This window comes from Paenibacillus sp. 05T425, from assembly GCF_056396205.1.
Genome location: NZ_JBFTLA010000002.1, coordinates 515215 through 533325 on the forward strand (window position 1 = coordinate 515215; position 18111 = coordinate 533325).

The window sequence follows — 18111 nt, forward strand, 5'->3', positions numbered from 1 at the left end:
TTTGTTGGAATGGGTACGGAAGAACAAAGTTTGGACGATCATGATCGTCCTGATTTTTTTGCTTGCTTTCTGGTTAAGAGCCGATTTTCTAACATCGGTTAAGCATAACATTTCGCATGACTCGAAGTATTACAATGAAATGGTTCATCGTCTTGTCGACAAAGGCATCTATGCATACAAAGAAGAAGTACCGAACGCGCGCGTAACGCCGGGTTATCCGCTCTTTATGACGGGCATGTACCTTATTGGCGAACAGATCGGTGTGGAATACTTCCCGCTGATTCGATGGGCGCAAGTGCTTATTAGCTTAGCTTCGCTCGCGCTGATGTATATCATCGCCATGCAAGCAACGAAAAATAAGTGGATCGCTTTGATCTCCATTTTCATTGGCGCAATTTATCATCCGTTCATCTGGACAACTGGCGCGGTGCTCACAGAGACGTTGGCATTATTCCTGCTTATGGCATACTTGTCGATGCAGATGTATGCGTTCAAGACGCAGCGCATTCGAGATGCGGCAATTGCAGGTCTGCTGCTCGGCTTAACCGTACTTGTACGGGCTGAGTTTTTACCGCTGTTCGTTCCTTTGTACGGTGTATTCCTGCTTCAACAGTGGAGCAAGAATAGGAAGGCGACAGGGATTGATCGCAAGCCGTTGTCTGACGTATTCAAAAAGATCGTTTTGCTCGGTGTCGTGACGGGTCTATGCTTGTCCGCTACGATGCTGCCATGGTGGATTCGCAATATTGTGTCGCTGAATGAATTCGTACTTACATCTTCGCAGTCCAATCCATTCTCCGCGGGTACGTATCCGGACAAAAACTACGAGGATCGTATTGTGCAGAAGGAAAAATGGATGACGCAGTCGGATTACGCATGGGCGCGCATTAAAGCAGGCTTTACGACGCAAACATGGACGTACGTGAAGTGGTACACGGTTGGCAAGCTGAAGTATACATATGGCCATATGTTCTTCGGATCGGGACATTCTCCGATTTTCTATGCGTATCCGAAGGTCGCTTACTTGCATCTTCTCATCGTATACAGCAGCATTATCACGCTTCTCGGACTGATCTGGCGCTGGAGACATCCGGGCGTTATGCTGGCAGTCGTGCTCGTTATTATGTCTATGATCAGACTCGTATTCGTGCCGGAATATCGGTATAATTTCACCGTCATGCCGATCTTTATTATTTTCTCCGTTTGGCTTGGCATATTTATATTACAGAAGCTATGGGGGCTCGTATCCAGTCGGAGAGCTGCTTAGCAATGAAAGCTGTCTTCCTTCCCTTTGCGGAAAGAAGACAGTTTTTTTGTTTTTTAAATGGGTGCAACTTCCAACCGGCTACTTCCGTTTTATAGGATGTAAGTATTGGAAAAATAAAGGAGGACGAAGTAGTGAGGCGCAATAATCGTACGAAGCTCGCAACGATATTAACGGCTGCAATGATTATGGGTACACTGCCAGGACAAGCATTTGCCGATAGTGCCGACAGTGGAGGCGCTAGCGCGGCAGCGGGCAGCGAAACGGCCGTCCAAAGCGGCACGAATGCTCAGATTACGAAGGTCAAGGCGGAAGCACTCGCCAGACAGTACGTAAACATTCCGAAGGAGTATACGCTCCAAGGGACTGGCTTCTCGTCAGAACAGCTAGCGGTCGGGAAACGCAATACATGGAGTCTCGATTTTGTGAAGAAAGTAAACGGCAAGCAGCAAGGCAGCATCTATGTACGCATTCATGCGGATAACGGCCAGCTGTTGGAGTTTCGAACGTATGTCGATAACCCGTCGGCTAAACCAACCTATCCTCTCAAAGTGGAGAGGGATGCGGCGCAGAAGCTTGCACTTGAGTTTATACATACATTGGCGCCTAATTACGAATCGCAAGTTAAGCTGAATACGGAATTTGGTGTATCACTGCTGCCTCCGCTTACTGGTCAGGTTCGACATATGCTGCGGTTCGACCGGATCGTGAAAGGCATTCCGTATGCGGATAACTACATTGAAGCGGAGATTGACAGCGAAGGACATATGATGAGCTATTCGCTGCGCTGGGATGAAACGATTGTATTTCCGAAGGTAAGCACGACGCTTACAGCAGAGCAAGCGGACGCTAAGCTGCGCGCGGCAGCTAAGCCCGAGCTGGCGTATATCATTCCGTACAGCGCGAAGGGAGAGCGCAAGCCTGTTCTTAGCTACAAGCTGGACTCCTTGGCGATTGATGCCGTGAGCGGAGACACGAAGGACCGTACGAACATTTCGTATTATCGTCAAGGCACGGTATCTAAGACTCCGTTGACTGCGAAGCCGGATGGGACGAAGCCATCGAACAGCAATATTACGGAACAGCGTGCGGTGGAGATTGTGAAAGCAGCATTCAAGCTTCCGGCAGATGCCGTGCTGTCGCATTCCAATTACAATGAAAATAAGGACGAATACTCGGGCAAAACGAATGCATATTGGGATTTGAACTGGACGATTACGAAGGACGGCAAGGAGCAAGGTTTCCTATCGGCCACAGTCGACGGCCAGTCAGGTGCCATTCGCAACTTCTATAACTACAATTATTCGGCGTCTCCCGAGAAGGGAGAGACAGACAAAGCGCCTGTATCGCTGCAGCAGGCAATGGAGCTGGCGACGGCAACGGTCAAGAAGCAGCTGCCATGGCTAACGCATGAGCTTTATATCGTCTCCCCTAAACCAGAAACATATGAAGGCAAGACCGCGGGCGAGATCGGATCGTATCGAATCGAGTTCGTTCGCAAAGTTCATGGGGCAACCGTGGAATATGACAATATTGGCGTATCGATTGATTCCCGTACGGGAGAAGTGACGGATTACAACGGAAATATCGCAGATTTCGATTATCCGGCTTCACCGCCAGGCGTCATCACGAAGGATGCAGCCATATCGAAGTGGCTAGGCTATTACCGTACGGAATTGGCTTACCAGCTAGTTCAACAATATTGGTGGGAAGGTCAACCGATTCCGTATCAAAAAATGTTAGTGCTGATCGCGGCAGGCGAAGCGAGCGAGTCGCAGCTTACGACGAAAAACGAAGCGGAGCTCGTCTACCGTCTCGTACCGCGTCCGCTTGACGAGAGCATCTTCCTCGATGCGGAGACGGGAAGCTGGCGGAATCGCGAGACCGGCGAGGCGACACAGCTTGAGAAGCCGAAGGCAACCGACATCGAGGGCCATTGGGCACAGCGTCAGCTTGAACTGATGGTTGCTTACAAAGCGCTTGATGTGAAGGATGGCAAGGTGCGGCCGAGTGAACAGGTTACGCGKGGCGAGCTCATTAAGATGCTTGTGCTTGCGCGCAATAGCGGAAACTCTCCAATGTACGACATGGGAACAGCTTCGGCAGCGCTGGAGAAAGCTTCATTCGACGACGTTGCGGCGGATTCCAGTTACTTCGTTTACGTCGAAAGCGCACTGGCGCAGAACTTGATCGACATCGGCGATGGCTCCTTCAATCCAGACGGCAAAGTCAGCCGCGATGAGATGTCGGAGCTGATTGTAAGAGCGCTTGGCTATAATGCGCTTGCCGAGTACGATCATATCTTTAAAGCGAGCTTCAAGGACTCGGATCAGATCGAGAACAAAGGTCAGGCCGCGATTGTGGTAGGACTGAAAATCATGAGCTTGTCGGACGGCAAGTTTTTGCCTGGGAAGCTGGTCACCCGCGCCGAAGCGTCGGTTGCGTTCTTCCGCTACTTGCAGACGCGTGCGGATTTGGCCGAAGCGCCGCTGAGGATGTAAATTGTTTCAGTAATTGAGTAAAGGGATGGAGCAGGCTGTATTTCTGCTCCATCCTTTTTTTTGCTCATACGTGTGCGCGAATGGTTATGAATGGTTTGCAACGCGTGAAGGCTGCACAGGAAAAGGTCCCTATTGCATTACTTACAGCTTACAGCTTGTACGTACAATTAAACGGTGTCGTGCTATAATACCCTCTAGAAATGACAAAGGCAGGGGGGCGCCCAGTGAAAACGAGGGACAACATGAAGAAAGTTTTCGTATATTTGCGGCACACGTTTCTGGACCGGACGATTATGCGGACGATACTCGTATCTTATTTACTCGTTAATGTGCTGCTTCTGCTTCTGCTCGGCTACCTGTCCATCAAGGACTCCACGAAGATGATCACGGACGAAATCGTCAGCTCCAGCAACAAGGTGATGGAGCAAGCGGCGCTAGGTCTKAGCTTCAATCTGGAGGAGTCGAAGCGCTCGCTCGTCATGCTGGCCGGCAATCACTCCGTTATTACGATGATGAAGGAGCATCAGAAGATCGGCATCGAGAGCAGGCTTCAGCATGAGCGCAACATTTCGGAGATTGCGCAGGGCGTAAGTACCTATCAAACGCTGATCAGCGACGTCCTTATGATAGGCGAGACGGGGTACGTCAACAATTTGGACGGACGCAAAACGTTACAATGGGATTACCCTTTCCAGTCGCAACCGTGGGTGAAGCAGACGTTCGAGCGTAATCCGCAAGGCAGTTTCTTCAGCATCGGCGTTCATATGCAGGACTATTATCTATCCACGGATATTACGCGTTACAATCAGCCGGTGCTGTCGGTGGTGTTGCAAGTTAAGGGGTATCAGGGGCAAATTCTCGGGGCGGTTATTGGGAATTTGGATTTGGGAAAAATCAACGGCATGTTCGAGCAAAGCGCTTATCAGAACAAGGGCAGCATCTTCTTGATTGATGAGAACCGCCATATTATCGTCCATAAGGACAGCGCTAAAATTGGACAAGTACTCGACTTTCCTTCGGAAGAGAAGCTGTACGAGCATCCTTCGGGCCACTTTCAAGAAAATATCGACGGGGTTGAGACGCTCGTCATTTATCAGCCTACCGCCGTCAGCGGCTGGAAAATGATCTCGACCGTACCGATGTCCGATATTACGAGCCAGTCGCAGCCGCTCAAGACGAATTTGGGTCGCATCCTCTACTTGTGCTTGATTGCGAACACGCTTATCAGCCTGCTCATTACGTTGCGCATCTCGCTGCCGGTGAGAAGATTGATGGCGGCGCTCGACAGAATGGGCGAGGATGATTCTTTGTATGTGAAGCCGAGGGATTACCGTTATAGGGAACTTAATCAGATCGGCGACAAATTTAAAGGGCTGATGGGCCGGATTGATTTGCTCATTAAGCAAAACTATTTGACGCAAATTAACTTGAAGGAAGAAGAACTGAAGACGCTTCAGGCGCAGATCAATCCGCATTTTCTGTTTAATACGCTGCAGCAGCTGCAGACGGAGATCGTATGCGGCAATACCGAGGAATCCAATCATATCGTGCTGTCGCTCAGCAACCTGTTCCGGTACTCCATGAAACGCTCGGAGGAGGAAGTGGAGCTGGAGCGCGAGATCAACAATGTGTCGGACTACTTGTATATTCTGAACAAAAAATACAATAACGGTATCCGTGTATCGTTCTCGATTCCAGACCGGGATGTGCTGCGCCGCAAAATACCGAAGCTGACGCTTCAGCCGATCGTTGAGAATTCGATTCGTCACGGCTTCGGCGACCATATCCGGGAGGGTGCCATCCATATTAAAGCGGTCGGCGGTCGCAAGGGCGTACTGATCGTTGTATCCGACAACGGACAAGGCATGTCCAAGGAACGTGCGGCGGAGTTGACCAGGCATATTAACAGCACGACGCAGAAAAGCGACAATATCGGCTTATACAATGTGAATCAACGAATTAAGCTCAAATACGGAGAGCCTTATGGCATCCGCATCTATAGCAAGCAGGGAGTGGGAATGAGAGTTTCCATCCTGCTGCCCATTATGGATTAATTCACATCAAGGATGAAGGGAGAGAGAAGGATGAAGCTGCTTATTGCGGACGATCAGCAATCGCTGCATACTTTTTTGGATAAAATGATGAATTGGCAGTCGCTCGGCATTACGGAGATTAAGCATGCGTACGACGGACGGGAAGCTGCCGAGCTGGCTGAGCAATGGCAGCCGGAGCTGCTCATTATCGACATTCAAATGCCGCACTTGAACGGCATCGAGGCATTGAAGCAGCTGCAGCAGCTGCCCCATAAGCCGAAAACGATCATATTGAGCGCTTACGATGAGTTCGAATATGCTCGGGAGGCGCTTCGGCTAAGCGTTGCACAATATTTGCTCAAGCCGGTCGATACCGCACAGCTTGATTCAGCGCTTAAGGAGCTGATTGAGGAGCTGAAGGCGGAACAACAGACGGAGCTTGGCAGTGCGATAACGAGTTACTTCAGGCAAGAACAGGAGCAAAGCGGTGACGAGGAGAGTATTGTTGCGGCGGCGAGGTCAGCCTTCCCATTGCTCGGGATTAAACGATATTTAATTGTTCAGATTACGGGTGAGCAGTTGCATAGGGACGGGTTAGTTTCTTTGTTGAATCGGATGGAGCCTGTGGCGGAGCTAAAGGTTCTTGCACAAGTTCATTCGCTTAAGTTCGCAGCCGTACTAGGGTTGACCAGCGATGCCCGGATGGACGAGCTCGTGAATTTAGGGGAGACAGCTGTATTGTCTTGGCAATCAGATTATCCGCTATGTCGCGTCACCATAGGGCTAAGCGCGATTGGCGATACACCGGAGGAGCTATACGGACTCCTGGCTCAAAGCAGCGTTGCTGCGGCAAGCGGCTTCTATTCATCAGTCACGGTTCAAGTCGGCAGTGAGGCTGCCAAGTCAGAGCCGTGGACCATGCAGCTTTATGAGCAGTTCGATAAGTCGTTCGAGGAAAAATTCTCGCTGGCCTTCTCGCAAGAGGCGATGAAGGACATTGTTGCTGCTTTGTTCAACGTTTTTAAAGAGCTAAGGCTGGAGCCGGATCAAGTATACCGCTTATGCAAACATTACTTGACGATGGCCGAGCAGGCGATAATCCGTTCGAAGCGTTTCGCGACGGATATTGAACCGGTAACGCTGGAGAGGCTGAGGAAGCTTCATACCGCTGCCGAGCTGGAATCATACTTCTACACTGTAATCGATAGCTTGGTTGTCAGAACGGACCACGCCGCCGAGCGGACGGAAGAAACGATCACAAGAATCAAGTCGCATATCGAGCTGCATTACGAGGAAGATTTATCGCTGCAGCACATCGCCGATAGGTATGGCTTGGATAAATATCAGCTAAGCCGCTTGTTCAAACAGCAATTCGGTATCAACTACTGGCAGTACGTGACGCAGATCCGGATGGATAAGGCCGCGGAGCTTCTGTCGGGTACGAATTTGAAAAACAGCGTCATTGCGGAGATGACCGGTTTCGTCGACGAAAGTCATTTTAGCAAAACGTTCAAAAAGCACTTTGAGGTCTCGCCAAAAGATTACCGCGGGGGCAAGCATCAACCGCCCAATATGTAAGCGTGCAACAAAGTACAAAAATCCGTGCAACGATGTAAATTCAAGAGCCCCTAGTAAAGCGTTATCATAATGGTGAAAGTGCTTACAAATACTCGTTAACAGGGGGAATACAGCATGAGAAAATCAAGTTTATTGCTTTTGATCGCCATGATGGCGGTGACGCTTGTCCTATCCGCTTGCGGCAGTAACGGCAACAACGGCAACAAAGAGGGCGAAGCGGGCGGCGAAGGCGCCGGCACAGACAAAAAGGTAAAGCTAAGCCTGCTCTCGTGGAACAATGAAACCGAAATGAAGCCGGTCATTGACGGTTTCACGGCGAAATACCCGAACATCACGATCGACTTCCAAACGGCTCCGCCGGTTAAGGACTATATCGCTAAGCTGCAAACGATGCTGCTGTCCAATTCGGCGACGGACGTATTCATCATGGCGGCCGAGAACCGCAATGAGCTGATTGATGGCGGTTATGCGCTTGATTTGACGGATCAGCCGTTCATATCCAAGATGACAGACGCAAGCAAAGGCATGTTCACGCGTGACGGCAAAACGTATGCATTCTCCCAAGCCGGCTGGGTGGGCGGCATCTATTACAACAAAGAGCTGTTCGCGAAGGTTGGCGCGACGGAAGAGCCGAAAACATGGCAAGAGTTTATCGACCTGTGCCTGAAGCTGAAAGAAGCCGGAATCGTACCGCTGTATGATAACGCAGGCGACATTTCCACCATTCAAGGCGCTTTGGTAGCTAGCCAAACGTTGTCCGGCAATCCGGACTATGACGCTAAACTGTTCGCAGGTGAAGCGACGTTTGCCGAAGGTTGGACGAAGCCGCTGCAAATGTGGAAGGAAGGTCTGGTCGACAACAAAATCATTACTTCCGATATGATGGGCTTGACTGCGGATCAAATGGTTAATGAATTCGCAATCGGCAACGTAGCGATGATTCAAGGCGGACCATGGAACATTCCGGCTATCGAGAAAGCGAATCCGGAGCTGCAATTCAGCATGATGGCGATTCCTGGAGCTGAAGCAGGCCAAGACTATTATGCAGGCGCTCCGAACGTCGGTTTCGCGGTGAACAGCGCTTCGAAAAACCAAGACGCGGCTATTAAGTTCGTTGAATACATGTCTACGCCTGAAGGCTTGGAAAACTTCGAAAAAGGCACGGGTCAAATCATTACGCTTCCAGGTTATGAAAGCAAAGTGCACCCCGCTCTAGAGAAAGCATACAAAGAAGGTTTGCTCGCAGGCAAATTCTATCTCCCGATGGTTTCTTGGCCGAGACACCAAGAAGCGCTTCGCAATCAGATGGTCGTGTCCGTACAGGACTTGCTCGTCGGCAAAGGCTCGATTGAGACGATTACAGGAGCCATGGACCAGAAGCTGAAAGAGATGGAAAGCAAATAAAAAGAGAAAGTGAGCGGCAATAGAGGGGAGCAATCCCCTCGGCCGTATCATGAGGGAGGGAGCCTGCGAGATGAAGCTGCTAAGATCTTTCCAGTATCAAGTTTTTCTTATTCCGATTTTGTTTTTCTATACGGTATTCACGATCTACCCGCTTATCAAATCGTTTTTATTCAGCTTGACGAACTTTAACGGTTATTCGAAGGAATACGATTTCGTAGGTTTAACGAATTATATTAAAATTTTCAAGGATGCCGCCATTATATCGGGTATTTCTTACACGCTTTTATTCGCGATATCGACAACGATTCTGACCACGCTGCTGGCGATTGTGCTTGCGCTCGTGCTGGACCGGAATTTCTATACAAAAAACATTCACCGTGCGATTTTCTTCTTCCCGTCCATTCCGAGCGGTCTAATCCTTGCATACGTGTGGGGCTTCATCTTGTCGCCGATCGCTTCGGGCGTGTTGAATAACGTGCTTCATACCTTGTTCGGGGCAGGGCCGCAGCCTTGGCTGTCCGATCCGATGTTAGCCAAGATGTCGACCATCCTTGTCGCGGTATGGGCGGGCGCTGGCTGGCATGCGGTATTGTATCTTGCTTTCCTGCAAGGCATCTCGAAGGATTATTACGAAGCGGCTTCGATTGACGGGGCTAACCGCTGGCAGCAAATCCGCAGCATAACATTGCCGCTGCTTGCTCCGGCCATGACGATCAGCGTCATGCTGCTCCTCACGGGCGGCCTCAAAGTATTCGAAATCCCGTTCGCGCTGACGAAGGGCGGTCCGGGCTTCGAGACGCATACGATTACGCAGGTTATCGTGCTTCGCGGCATCTCCGAAGTACAGTTCGGACTCGCATCCGCCATGTCCATCGTCTTCTTCCTGATCGTGCTGGCGCTCACCTACTTCCAAGTGACGGTCATGCAGCGCAGAGAGGAGAAGATGTTATGATGACGGACAAAACCCGCAAAAGCTGGCTGCTCGATATCGTGATGCTGCCGGTAGGGGTCATTACGTTTTTCCCTTTCTATCTCATTATCGTGAACACGCTTAAGACGCCGGTCGAGACGGCAAGAAATCCGCTCAGTCTGCCGACGAAGCTGAATTTCGACAACTACGAGCGCGTCTTCACTGAAGTGCCGCTGCTGCAAAGCTTCKGCAACAGCTTGATCATTACGGTCATATCCGTGCTTCTTATGGTTCTGATCGGCGCGATGGCGGCGTATCCGATCGTCTTCAACCCGGGTAAGACGAACCGTATTATTATGGGATATTTGCTGGCGGGTTTCCTCATTCCGTTCCAAACGACGCTTATTCCGCTATTCGAGCTGATGACGCAATTCAACCTTGTCGATAAGCTGTACGGCATCATGTTCATTTATATGGGCGGCTCGGTATTCGTCTTCTTCTTGATGATGGGCTATATGAAGACAGTCCCGAAGGAGMTGTCCGAAGCTGCGACAATCGACGGATGTACCGTTTGGGGTATCTTCTGGCGCATTATTTTCCCGCTGCTGAAGCCGATTACGGTCACAGCCATCATTTATCAGACGATGTGGGTGTGGAATGATTTTCTCGCGCCGATGCTGTTCCTTAACTCGTCCGACAACGCGACGCTTGTCCTGCAGGTATACAAAGCCAAAGGCGAATTCGCCGTTGATTGGCCGTTATTCATGACGTTGACGGTTATCGTGCTCATTCCGATTTTCATCTTCTTCATACTGATGCAGAAGCAGATCGTAAAAGGAATTGTCGGCGGCGCTGTCAAAGGGTAATCAGCAGCATTAAGGTGGATTTAATAACGAAGGAGACGATAGCTGCATGAACGCACCTTTATTTCGAGATCCGATCTATGACGGGGCGGCCGATCCGGTCGTCATTTGGAACCGCGAAGCTCAGGAGTGGTGGATGATTTATACGAATCGCCGGGCAACGGCGGAAGGGACTAAGTTCGCTTGGGTCCACGGTACTGATCTCGGAGTGGCTTCCTCGCGCGACGGCGGCAACAGCTGGCTGTACCGGGGTACGCTGCAAGGGCTTGATATCGAATGGGGGCGGAACACGTTCTGGGCTCCGGAGATCTACTGGCATGACGGCTTGTATCATATGTACGTTAGCTATATTCAAGGCGTGCCCGTAGACTGGCCGGATCATCGGCGCGACGTGATGCACTACACGAGCCCGAATTTACTCGACTGGACGTTCCGTTCCAAGCTCGCGTTAAGCTCGTCCCGCGTCATCGATTCATGTATTCATGAGCTGCCGGGCGGCGGCTTCCGGATGTGGTACAAAGACGAAGACAACGAGTCGTTTACTTACGTGGCGGACAGCGAAGATCTGTACGAGTGGAAGGTTGTCGGTCCGGTCATTACGGGACGCGGTCACGAAGGGCCGAATGTGTTCTGGTTCAAAGGCTCTTATTGGATGATCGTCGATGAATGGAGAGGTCAAGGCGTATTCCGGTCGGATGATCTGGATACGTGGGAGCGTAACGGCCTCATTCTTGACCAGCCGGGAGCGCGCGAGGATGACGGCGGCATTGGCTTCCATGCGGATGTCGTCGTGCAGGGCGATAACGCCTATATTTTCTACTTCACTCATCCGGGGAGAAACGGAGCGCTTAATAATGAAGGCCAAGAGAGGCGATATGAGAGCAGGCGCTCCTCTGTGCAAGCGGCTAAGCTTGATGTTGTGGACGGCAAACTGATATGCAATCGCGACGAGCCGTTCGAGATGAATTTGCTGCCTGAAAATGATTAAAGAAAGGGGGCTGTCTTTGGGACAGCCCCCTTTGTTAGATTGGAAAACATCCAACCAAATCGGCCAGACCGATCAGGAAAGAATCTTTGATTGGAAAACATCCAACCTAATCGACCTATTTTACTCATTTTCGCTCTTGTAGGCTCATTTGCCTGTAGAAAATCCACTCAAACTGCATCAATGATGCGATTTTGTTCATTAGCCTGTATGAAATCCAATCAACGACATTTTTTGTGCGAGCTGCCCTCTTTTGGGACAACACCTCTTTACGGGATTAATCCGTTTTTTTCTTTTTCGTGGAGAAGTTGGAGACGGACTTGGCATCCTCGACGTTGTCGTTGACGAAGGCCATGTCCTGATTTTTCGCTTTCATATGCGTCGTGCCTTTGTAATTGCCTTTGTGCGTTTGATTTTCCATGCTGTCATCTCCCTGTATAAGGCTGCGATAACTCGCTCCACGGTATTATTTCCTGCGAACATAAGCGCCATTCCAGCCTTTCGGACTTTCAAAGTGGAGGTTGCTGGGGTATAATGACGGAAGTTGTTTACTTTCGGGAAAATAGGGGTGTCATATACATGGCTTTGAAAGCAGGAATCGTCGGCTTGCCGAACGTCGGCAAATCGACCTTGTTTAATGCAATTACGCAAGCGGGCGCAGAATCCGCGAACTATCCATTCTGTACAATCGATCCAAACGTAGGTGTCGTTGAGGTGCCGGACGAGCGTCTGGATAAACTCGTTGAGCTCGTTACTCCTAAGAGCATCGTGCCAACGGCATTCGAATTCGTTGATATTGCCGGCCTTGTTGCGGGCGCGAGCAAGGGCGAAGGACTTGGCAACAAGTTCCTTGCGCATATCCGCGAGGTTGACGCGATCGTTCACGTCGTTCGCTGCTTCCAAGACGACAACATTACGCATGTCGCGGGCAAAGTAGATCCGATCAGCGACATTCAGACGATTAACCTTGAGCTTGTGCTTGCGGATCTGGATTCGGTTGAGAAAAAAATCGACCGCTCCCGCAAAAACTTAAAGGGCGGCGACAAAAAGATCGCTTTGGAGGTTGAAGTGCTTGAGCGGGTGAAGGAAGCATTGTATAACGATCTGCCTGCTCGCAGTCTTGATCTGAGCGAAGAAGAGAAACTCGTTATTCGCGACCTGCACTTGCTGACGATGAAGCCGGTGCTGTATGCGGCGAACGTAAGCGAATCCGAAGCGGGCGATACGGACGGCAACGAATACGTACAGAAAGTGCGCGAGTTCGCGGCACAAGAAAATGCCGAGGTTGTTCCAATCAGCGCGAAGGTGGAGTCCGAGATTGCCGAGCTTGAGGGCGAAGACAAGGAAATGTTCCTTGAGGAGCTGGGAATGGCCGAGTCCGGTTTGAACCGTCTTATTAAAGCGGCTTACAAGCTGCTTGGCTTGTATACGTATTTCACGGCTGGCGTACAAGAGGTCCGCGCTTGGACGATCCGCAACGGCACGAAAGCGCCGCAAGCGGCAGGCGTTATTCATACCGACTTCGAGCGCGGCTTCATCCGTGCCGAGGTTGTATCGTTCACGGACCTGGCTGCGGCCGGTTCGATGGGCGTTGCCCGCGAGAGAGGCCAAGTTCGCCTCGAGGGCAAAGATTACGTCGTGCGCGACGGCGACGTTATGCACTTCCGTTTTAACGTGTAAGTTGAATAGAAGGGTGTCTTGGCATGGCGCGCGCTCGCGTGAACATGTCTAGACGCCCTTTTTTGCAAAGAGTGGCGACGTTTGGTGTAGCATGCGGGGCAGAATAAGCATACGTAATGAACAACTACAAAAAAGCACCTGTCGATACGCGGCATCAGGTATGATATAATAAGGAATATCCTAATGGAATAAACAGAGGTGAATGATTGTGATAGACCGTTTACAAGCGCTCGCCGACCGGTATGAGAAGCTAAGCGAGCTGTTATGCGATCCGGATGTATCCAGTGATCCGAAGCGGCTTAGAGAGCTTTCGAAGGAGCAGTCGGACTTACAAGAGGCATACGATGCCTTTACGGAATATAAGCAAGTGTCTGAGCAGCTCGATGACGCCAAAGTCATGCAAGGCGAGAAGCTCGATGATGAAATGCGCGAAATGGTGAAGATGGAGATCGAGGAACTTAGCGCGAGGAAGGAATCGCTGGACGAGAAAGTCCGCATTCTATTGCTTCCGAAGGACCCGAACGACGACAAGAACGTTATCGTGGAAATTCGCGGCGCGGCAGGCGGAGACGAAGCTGCATTGTTCGCTTACGATCTGTACCGGATGTACACGAAGTACGCCGATGCGCAAGGCTGGCGCGTAGAGCTTATGGAGTTTAGCGAGAATGATGTGGGCGGATTTAAAGAGGTTATTTTCATGGTGCAGGGCAAAGGCGCGTACAGCAAGCTGAAGTACGAGAGCGGCGCTCACCGCGTACAACGTATTCCTGCAACGGAATCGGGCGGCCGCATTCATACGTCGACTTCGACGGTTGCGGTTATGCCGGAAGTTGAAGAAGTCGAGATCGAAATTCTCGATAAAGACATACGGGTCGATACGTTCTGCTCCAGCGGCGCAGGCGGACAGTCCGTTAATACGACGAAGTCAGCCGTTCGCGTATTGCACGTACCTACGGGCATTATGGCGACTTGCCAAGACGGCAAATCGCAGAACGAGAACAAAGCGAAGGCGTTGCAAGTGCTTCGCGCTCGTATCTCCGATATTCGCCGTCAAGAAGAAGAGGCGAAATATGCGGGCGAGCGTAAGAGCAAGGTGGGTACAGGCGACCGCAGCGAGCGGATCCGTACGTACAACTATCCGCAAAGCCGCGTAACCGATCACCGTATCAACTTGACGCTGCACCGTTTGGACTCCGTCATGAACGGCGATATGGCTGACATTATTTCGTCGCTGACGATTGCCGAACAAGCGGACCTGATGGAACGCGAATCGATGGGCTAAGATAACAACAATGCGCTGGATTCCCGCTGCGATTGCTCTCTAGAAGAGCGAGCGCGGCGGAGGTCCGGCGTTTTTTGCTTGGATGGGTGGATATGGCTGAAATTAACGGGAGTAATTCACGTTAATTTCAAGCGGGGAATTATGATTAGGCGTGAAGAGTATGGAGGGTGCTGGGATGATGGGCGATGTTGTTGGTGGAAATGGGGCGGCGCAGAGGTTGACGCTGCGCGATGCGATGCTGCGCGCGACGAACGAGCTTGCGGCGCACGGGGTTGAAGAGGCGCGAGGCAATGCGGAGCTGCTGCTGCTGCATGTGCTCGGCATGGAGCGCTCGCAGCTGCTGCGCGACTATGGCGAGCCGTTCCCGGCGGATAAGGCGGAGGCATGGACGGAGCTGGTCCGCCGCAAGGCGCTGGGCGAGCCGATTCAGTATATGATCGGCGAGCAGTGGTTCTACGGCCGGCCGTTCGCGGTCACGCCGGCCGTGCTTATTCCGCGGCCGGAGACGGAGCTGCTCGTCGAGGCCGTGCTTGAGGCGGCCGATAGGCTATGGCCGCCGGAGGCCGCTGCCGTGCCGACGGTCGTCGACGTCGGCACGGGCAGCGGCGCTATCGCCGTGACGCTAGCTTCGCAGCGTCACGGATGGCGCTTAAGCGCGTCCGATCTATCGCCGGACGCGCTTGCAGTCGCCCGCACGAACGCGGCCCGCCATGAGGCGGACGGCCGCATTGCTTTCGTGCAGGGCGACCTTCTCGCGCCCTTCGTGCCGGGGCGCGACAATACGGGGCACGCCGGGCTGCGCATCGACGTGCTCGTGTCCAATCCGCCGTACATACCGGCGGCGGACATGGAAGGGCTGCAGCGCGAGGTGCGCGACTATGAGCCGCACCTCGCGCTGGTCGGCGGCGAAGACGGGCTTGACCCGTATCGCCGCATGATCGAGCAGCTTCCGCAGCTTGCCGTGCTGCCGCGCATCGTTGCCTTCGAGCTCGGCATCGGCCAGCCTAGCCTCGTCGCGGCAATGCTTGAGCGTATGTCCGCATGGGACGACATACGTATTATTACCGATTATGGCGGCATCGAGCGCCACGTCATCGCAACACAATCGCAGTCGCGCCAATAGCGGCCGCTGCGAACATCACAACCTTCAAGGCGCGGATTCTTTCCGCGCCTCCACACAATCAATCGCCGTCTCTCCGCGCCTCCATCATTTCAATCCGCTTTAGCTAACAACTCGCATCCCTGTCCCCTCACTAACCTCAACCAGTCTGCTCCCCCGCCAACAAACAACTAACTAACCATCTAATTCAGGCTTCACTTCCGTTGCTGCGCAGTCTCCTATCCATTCATTTGTAGCCTTTGAATGGATTTCATCCAATCAAATGAATCTATCTGCTCGAATCTTCCACTTTGATTGGAGTTTATCCAAGCTAATGAGCCGTATGTGTTCGAATTTGGCTGCGTGAGGCGGTTTTGGCTGTACGTTTTCCAGTCAAAAGGCAGTTTCGAGCCGATAAGTACCATTTGATTGGACTAAATCCAATCAAAACTATTTTGCAAGGGCAGCCCGTCAAAAACGCCATCTCACGGCAGCCCCTGCAAAATAATAGATTACTAGGTTTAATTGCTAGGATTGCCGGACATACTGATCTCATAGACGTTCCGGAACGCAAGCAGTCGCACCGACGGGTGCGCGAGGGGAGCTTGTGTATGTCCAGCCATTATTCCAAGCATTCTTATTCCAATGTTAAGCCTTATTCCTCCAAATCCAAATTTCGTTACCGCAATAGCTACGGTTTAGTTGTATTTGTACTTATTATGTTGATTATGAGCTGGGAAACCGGCCGCATGGATACAGCGATCGCAAGCGGAGAAATTCCGCAGGAAGCGATTCGCCTTCGTATTTTAGCCAATTCGGATAGTCCTGCCGACCAAGCGGTGAAGCGCGTTGTGCGCGACGAGATCGTCAAAGCGATGGGCACTTGGGTAAGCGGTCCGCAAACGATTGAGGAAGCTCGCCAAACGATTCTTGCTCATATGCCGGAGATCAAGGCGATTACGGCTGAAGTGCTTGCAAGCCGCGGCTTCAAATACGGCTCGAACGCTGAGCTTGGCGTTGTTCCTTTCCCTACGAAAATGTACGGCAGCGAAATGTATCCTGCCGGCGATTACGAGGCGGTTCGCATTACGCTTGGCGCAGGCAACGGTCAAAACTGGTGGTGCGTGCTTTTCCCTCCGTTATGTTTCGTTGATGGAGCATCCGGCGAAGCGGTTGCAGGAGCATCAACGGTTGCAGCGGCGCAGGTAGAACCTTCGGTCGACAAGCAAGCGCAGCCAGATGATCAATCCGAGCAACCGTCCGCGCCTGAAGCGAAGTTTTTCCTGTGGGAGATGCTCGAAAAACTGTTTAACTGGATCAAAGCTCTCTTCGTCTAACGAAACGGCTTGCTTACAAGTGGCTGTGCTATAATACTTTTATAGGCAACACATTCATGGATAAGCAAGGATTGAACGATATGATGAACAAAACAACGATATGGCAAGTCCAGGCCGAAGAGCCTGCATCTGCCTTGAGTCTTAAAGAAGCAGCCGCTGTGCTGCAGGGTGGAGGCTTAGTCGCCTTCCCGACCGAAACGGTCTATGGCTTAGGAGCTGATGCTCGAAATACAGCTGCGGTTCAAGGGATATTTACCGCCAAGGGACGGCCGTCCGATAATCCGCTGATCGTGCATATCGCTAGCATTGGCCAAGCGGATGAGCTAGTACAGCCTTATCCGCCGCTTGCCGCACAGCTTATGAAGCGCTTCTGGCCAGGACCGCTTACGATCGTGCTGCCTGTTCGCGAAGGCAAGCTGTCGCCGCTTGTTACGGCCGGTCTTGCCACTGTCGGCATTCGCATGCCGGATCATCCAGCGGCGCTTGCTCTCATCGAACGAGCCGCTTGCCCGGTCGCCGCGCCAAGCGCGAACCGATCAGGCCGACCAAGCCCGACGCTTGCGGCGCATGTGCTGGAGGACCTTGAAGGCCGGATCGACGGTATCGTCGATGGCGGAGCGACGGGTGTCGGTCTCGAATCGACTGTCATAGAGCTCGCTGACGATAGAACGATTCGTATTTTGCGCCCCGGCGGCATTACGCAGGAAACGCTGAGAGCCGCATTCCCCCATGCGGTCATCGAAGGCGCCGACGCTGCAGAGTCGGAGGCTGCACCAAGGTCGCCTGGTATGAAGTATACGCATTACGCCCCGCAGGGTGAGCTTACACTCGTGCAAGGCGAGCCAGTTCAGGTGGCTGCCTACATCCGCGCCGAGGTCGATAAGGCCAAGAAACGCGGGGAGACTGTCGGCGTATTGGCTTTTGAAGAACGAATCGCCTTCTATGAAGGCGATCTTGTGCTGTCTTGCGGAAGCGAGAAGTTGCTTGAAGAAGCTGCTCATCGCTTGTATGCCGCGCTGCGCGAATTCGACGCTGCGAAGGTACAGCGCATCTGGGCCGAATGCGCCCCCGAGCACGGAATCGGTGAAGCGCTTATGAACCGTATGGCGAAAGCCGCAGGAAATCGAATTATTCGATTGCAATGATTGTAGTCTGTTTGTCCACTTGTTCGCATA

The 18111-nt window shown here is 52.0% G+C and carries 14 protein-coding genes; 13 read left to right on the top strand and 1 reads right to left on the bottom strand.

Features of this window, described 5'->3' with window-relative positions:
- Window position 1 precedes the first annotated feature (1 nt).
- From AC1DF0_RS06125 to AC1DF0_RS06160, 8 genes are all read left to right on the top strand, one after another.
- A complete protein-coding gene (locus AC1DF0_RS06125) occupies window positions 2-1267 on the top strand; it encodes a phospholipid carrier-dependent glycosyltransferase (protein ID WP_442052717.1) in 1266 nt (421 codons plus the stop codon).
- Window positions 1268-1398: 131 nt separating this feature from the next.
- Window positions 1399-3765 carry an S-layer homology domain-containing protein gene (locus AC1DF0_RS06130; RefSeq protein ID WP_477573376.1) on the top strand — a complete coding sequence of 789 codons (2367 nt, stop codon included), beginning with the start codon at window positions 1399-1401 and terminating at the stop codon, window positions 3763-3765.
- A 224-nt stretch (window positions 3766-3989) separates the two neighbouring features.
- Complete coding sequence (locus tag AC1DF0_RS06135) at window positions 3990-5819, top strand: cache domain-containing sensor histidine kinase (RefSeq protein WP_477573377.1); 1830 nt, start codon at window positions 3990-3992, stop codon at window positions 5817-5819.
- A 30-nt stretch (window positions 5820-5849) separates the two neighbouring features.
- A complete protein-coding gene (locus AC1DF0_RS06140) occupies window positions 5850-7376 on the top strand; it encodes a response regulator (RefSeq protein WP_477573378.1) in 1527 nt (508 codons plus the stop codon).
- A gap of 114 nt (window positions 7377-7490) precedes the next feature.
- On the top strand, window positions 7491-8780 hold the full coding sequence (locus AC1DF0_RS06145; RefSeq protein ID WP_442052713.1) for an ABC transporter substrate-binding protein: 1290 nt from the start codon (window positions 7491-7493) through the stop codon (window positions 8778-8780).
- Between the two features lie 70 nt (window positions 8781-8850).
- Complete coding sequence (locus tag AC1DF0_RS06150) at window positions 8851-9732, top strand: carbohydrate ABC transporter permease (RefSeq protein ID WP_442052712.1); 882 nt, start codon at window positions 8851-8853, stop codon at window positions 9730-9732.
- Complete coding sequence (locus AC1DF0_RS06155; RefSeq protein WP_477573471.1) at window positions 9732-10556, top strand: carbohydrate ABC transporter permease; 825 nt, start codon at window positions 9732-9734, stop codon at window positions 10554-10556. Before AC1DF0_RS06150 ends, AC1DF0_RS06155 begins: the two co-directional genes overlap by 1 nt.
- 46 nt (window positions 10557-10602) lie before the next feature.
- Window positions 10603-11541, top strand: coding sequence for a glycosyl hydrolase (locus AC1DF0_RS06160; RefSeq protein ID WP_477573379.1), 939 nt, complete (start codon window positions 10603-10605; stop codon window positions 11539-11541).
- A 274-nt stretch (window positions 11542-11815) separates the two neighbouring features.
- Here AC1DF0_RS06160 and AC1DF0_RS06165 read toward each other — a convergent pair whose 3' ends face one another.
- A complete protein-coding gene (locus AC1DF0_RS06165) occupies window positions 11816-11959 on the bottom strand; it encodes a hypothetical protein (RefSeq protein ID WP_442053298.1) in 144 nt (47 codons plus the stop codon).
- 158 nt (window positions 11960-12117) lie between these two features.
- Between AC1DF0_RS06165 and ychF the strand changes: the two genes are divergently transcribed.
- The 5 genes from ychF to AC1DF0_RS06190 all read left to right on the top strand — a co-directional run bounded on the left by ychF (window position 12118) and on the right by AC1DF0_RS06190 (window position 18081).
- On the top strand, window positions 12118-13218 hold the full coding sequence (ychF, locus tag AC1DF0_RS06170) for a redox-regulated ATPase YchF (protein ID WP_337103984.1): 1101 nt from the start codon (window positions 12118-12120) through the stop codon (window positions 13216-13218).
- 208 nt (window positions 13219-13426) lie between these two features.
- Complete coding sequence (gene prfA, locus AC1DF0_RS06175) at window positions 13427-14500, top strand: peptide chain release factor 1 (RefSeq protein ID WP_477573380.1); 1074 nt, start codon at window positions 13427-13429, stop codon at window positions 14498-14500.
- Between the two features lie 175 nt (window positions 14501-14675).
- Entirely contained in the window at window positions 14676-15623 is a 948-nt protein-coding gene (gene prmC / locus AC1DF0_RS06180; RefSeq protein ID WP_477573381.1) for a peptide chain release factor N(5)-glutamine methyltransferase, read from the top strand.
- Window positions 15624-16210: 587 nt separating this feature from the next.
- Complete coding sequence (gene spoIIR, locus AC1DF0_RS06185; RefSeq protein WP_477573382.1) at window positions 16211-16936, top strand: stage II sporulation protein R; 726 nt, start codon at window positions 16211-16213, stop codon at window positions 16934-16936.
- A gap of 80 nt (window positions 16937-17016) precedes the next feature.
- Window positions 17017-18081 carry an L-threonylcarbamoyladenylate synthase gene (locus tag AC1DF0_RS06190; RefSeq protein ID WP_477573472.1) on the top strand — a complete coding sequence of 355 codons (1065 nt, stop codon included), beginning with the start codon at window positions 17017-17019 and terminating at the stop codon, window positions 18079-18081.
- The last annotated feature ends 30 nt before the right edge of the window (window positions 18082-18111 follow it).